Origin of the sequence: Pseudomonas agronomica (assembly GCF_025917275.1) — a bacterium.
Lineage (GTDB): Bacteria > Pseudomonadota > Gammaproteobacteria > Pseudomonadales > Pseudomonadaceae > Aquipseudomonas > Aquipseudomonas agronomica.
This window is the reverse complement of sequence record NZ_JAOSHO010000594.1, coordinates 1-2,809: the sequence shown is the minus strand read 5'-3', so window position 1 is coordinate 2,809 and position 2,809 is coordinate 1. Positions and strand designations below refer to the sequence as shown.

3 protein-coding genes are annotated in these 2,809 nt (G+C 63.7%); all 3 read right to left on the bottom strand.

Translation table 11 applies throughout. The features are described from left to right. Positions 1-48 precede the first annotated feature (48 nt). Positions 49-846 (bottom strand): transglutaminase family protein, encoded by a 798-nt coding sequence (locus OC610_RS24960; protein ID WP_264431687.1) that lies wholly within the window; start codon positions 844-846, stop codon positions 49-51. After that, positions 843-1,793 carry an alpha-E domain-containing protein gene (locus OC610_RS24955; protein ID WP_030142556.1) on the bottom strand — a complete coding sequence of 317 codons (951 nt, stop codon included), beginning with the start codon at positions 1,791-1,793 and terminating at the stop codon, positions 843-845. Before OC610_RS24955 ends, OC610_RS24960 begins: the two co-directional genes overlap by 4 nt. A 3-nt stretch (positions 1,794-1,796) precedes the next feature. After that, positions 1,797-2,809: circularly permuted type 2 ATP-grasp protein (locus OC610_RS24950; RefSeq protein ID WP_264431686.1), on the bottom strand; the 1,013-nt coding region annotated here is incomplete at its 5' end.

Genomic DNA, 2,809 nt, shown 5'->3' with positions numbered 1-2,809 from the left:
GTGGGAGCGAGCCTGCTCGCGAAGAGGCCTTGGGCTTCAATAGCCCAATTACTGATGCTGCACCTGCACCATCGAACTCACCTGCACCCGCGCCTGCATCTGCTCCGCCCCGCCACCTCGGCGCATGCCACGTACCGGACAGGCGTCGAGGTAATCAAGGCCAACCGCCAACTTCAAATGGCGGTCAGGACGAACCAAGCGATTGGTCACATCGAAGCTGTACCAACCGTCCTCCAGCCAGGCCTCGGCCCAGGCGTGGCTTGCCAGATGGTTTTCATCTTCAGTGCACAGGTAGCCGGACACATAACGCGCCGGTACGCCGAGGCTGCGGGCGCAAGCCACGAACGCATGGGCATGGTCCTGGCAGACCCCGGCGCCACCGGCAAACGCCTCGGCGGCCGTGCTGCTGACGGCCGTTGCGCCGGGGCTGTAGGGCATGCGGTCGGCGAGGCCGTTCATCAAGTCGCTCAGCGCCCCTCGATCACGTCGTGCTCCGCATTGCGCGACAGCGAAGGCATTGAGACTTTCATCCGCCAAGGTCAGACGGCTGGTGCGCAGGAATGGCAGCGGTGACTGGTCATCGGGCTCCATCTCCACCGCCTGGTTGATCTGCACCTCGCCATAGGCCGTCAATATCAGCGCGCCGTGGGGCTCGTCCATGGTCATCACGTGGAGGATGTTGCCATAGGGGTCAAGCTGGCTACGCACCAGGCGCGGCAGTTCCAGGTGCCATTGCAGGATGCGCTGGCGTGGGGTGTCCCGGGGCGTCAGGCGCAGGAACTGGATGCTGGTGCAGACTTCATCGGCGTAGCTGTAGGTGGTGTCGTGGCGTATGGACAGTTTCATACCACCTCCAGATAGGACTCGTGGACGGTCTGGCCCAAATGACGGATCTGGCCGATGAGTTCGGTCAACCACTGGTGCAGGCCCGACGCAAGGATCTCGTCGATCCCGGAATACCGCAGCCGCGCATTCAACTCCGCTGCCAAACGTTGGGCCGGGCGGCCGTTGTTGCCCGGCAGGCTGGCGAGGATATGGTCCAGTTCCTCGATGCAGGCGTGCAGCGAGCGCGGCACGTCGGCGCGCAGCAGCAACATCTCCGACACCTGCTCGGCATTTGGCGCGTTGCGGTAGATCTCGTTGAACGCCTCGAACGACGACAACGCTCGCAGCAAGGCACTCCATTGGTAGTAGCCGCGCGCGGAGTTGTCGCTGACCTCCTCCGATTCCTCGCCGAACATTTCGTAGCGTGCGTCCAGCAGCCGCAAGGTGTTGTCGGCGCGCTCGATGAACGTCCCCAGGCGAATGAAACAGTAGGCATCGTTGCGCATGATCGTGCCCGACGTCGCGCCACGGAACAGGTGCGAGCGCTCCTTCACCCACTCGCAGAAATGACTGATGCCGTAGCGACCCAGGCCATTGCTGGCGATGTTGCGCATCTCCAGCCAGGTGGCGTTGATGTTCTCCCACATGTCGGCGGTGATGCGTCCGCGCACGGCATGGGCGTTGGTCCGCGCCGCCCGCAGGCAGCTATAGATGCTGCCGGGATTGGTTTCATCCAAGGCGAAAAAATGCAGCATGCGCTCGGTGTTGAGCGCGTCATAGCGGGCGTTGTAATCGTCCAGCGTACCGGCCGCCAGCAGCGACATCGCCAACTCGGCCTGGCCGTCGCCGCGCCCGGCCTGGGGCATCAGCGACAGCGAATAGCTGACTTCGAGCATGCGCGCCAGGTTCTCGGCGCGCTCCAGGTAGCGGGACATCCAATAGAGGTCCGAAGCAGTTCTTGAAAGCATGTCTTAGTCCTCCACTACCCAAGTGTCTTTGGTGCCGCCGCCCTGGGACGAGTTCACCACCAGCGAACCTTCACGCAGCGCCACGCGGGTCAACCCACCGGGCACCAGGCGGGTTTCCTTGCCGGACAGCACGAAGGGGCGCAGATCGATGTGGCGCGGGGCGATGCCGCTTTCGACAAAGGTCGGGCACGTGGACAGGCTCAGGGTCGGCTGGGCGATGTAGGCCTCCGGTCGAGCCTTGAGGCGCGCGCGGAAATCTTCGATCTCCGCCGCGGTGGCAGCCGGGCCGACCAGCATGCCGTAGCCACCGGACCCTTGGGTTTCCTTGACCACCAGGTCCGGCAGGTTCGCCAGGACATGGGACAGGTCCTGGGGCTTGCGGCACTGCCAGGTCGGCACGTTCTTCAGGATCGGCTCTTCGGTCAGGTAGAAACGGATCATCTCGTCGACGTAGGGGTAGATCGACTTGTCATCCGCCACGCCCGTGCCGACGGCGTTTGCCAGCACCACATTGCCTGCACGGTAGACCGCGATCAGCCCGGGCACGCCGAGCATGGAGTCGGGGTTGAAGGACAACGGATCGAGGTAGGCATCGTCCAGCCGACGGTAGATCACGTCTACCTGCTGGGGCCCGGCGGTGGTGCGCATATAGACGTGGTCGTCACGCACGAACAGGTCCGCGCCCTCCACCAGTTCCACGCCCATTTCCCGAGCCAGGAACGCATGTTCGAAATAGGCGCTGTTGAACCGACCTGGAGTCAGGACCACGGCAGTCGGGTTGTCCAGCGGGCTGGAACTCTTGAGGGTGTCGAGCAGCAGGTTCGGGTAGTGATCGATGGGCGCTACGCGCTGGGCGGCGAAAAGCTCGGGGAACAGGCGCATCATCATCTTGCGGTCTTCGAGCATGTAGCTCACGCCGCTGGGCGTGCGCAGGTTGTCTTCCAGCACGTAATAGCTGCCATCGCCATCACGAACCAGGTCGACGCCAGCGATGTGGGCGTAGATGCCTCGGTGCA

What these genes read in the sequence shown, in the direction of transcription:
- OC610_RS24960 (WP_264431687.1), bottom strand. Translation starts at nt 846, where the DNA reads ATGAAACTGTCCATACGCCACGACACCACCTACAGCTACGCCGATGAA.
- OC610_RS24955 (WP_030142556.1), bottom strand. Translation starts at nt 1,793, where the DNA reads ATGCTTTCAAGAACTGCTTCGGACCTCTATTGGATGTCCCGCTACCTG.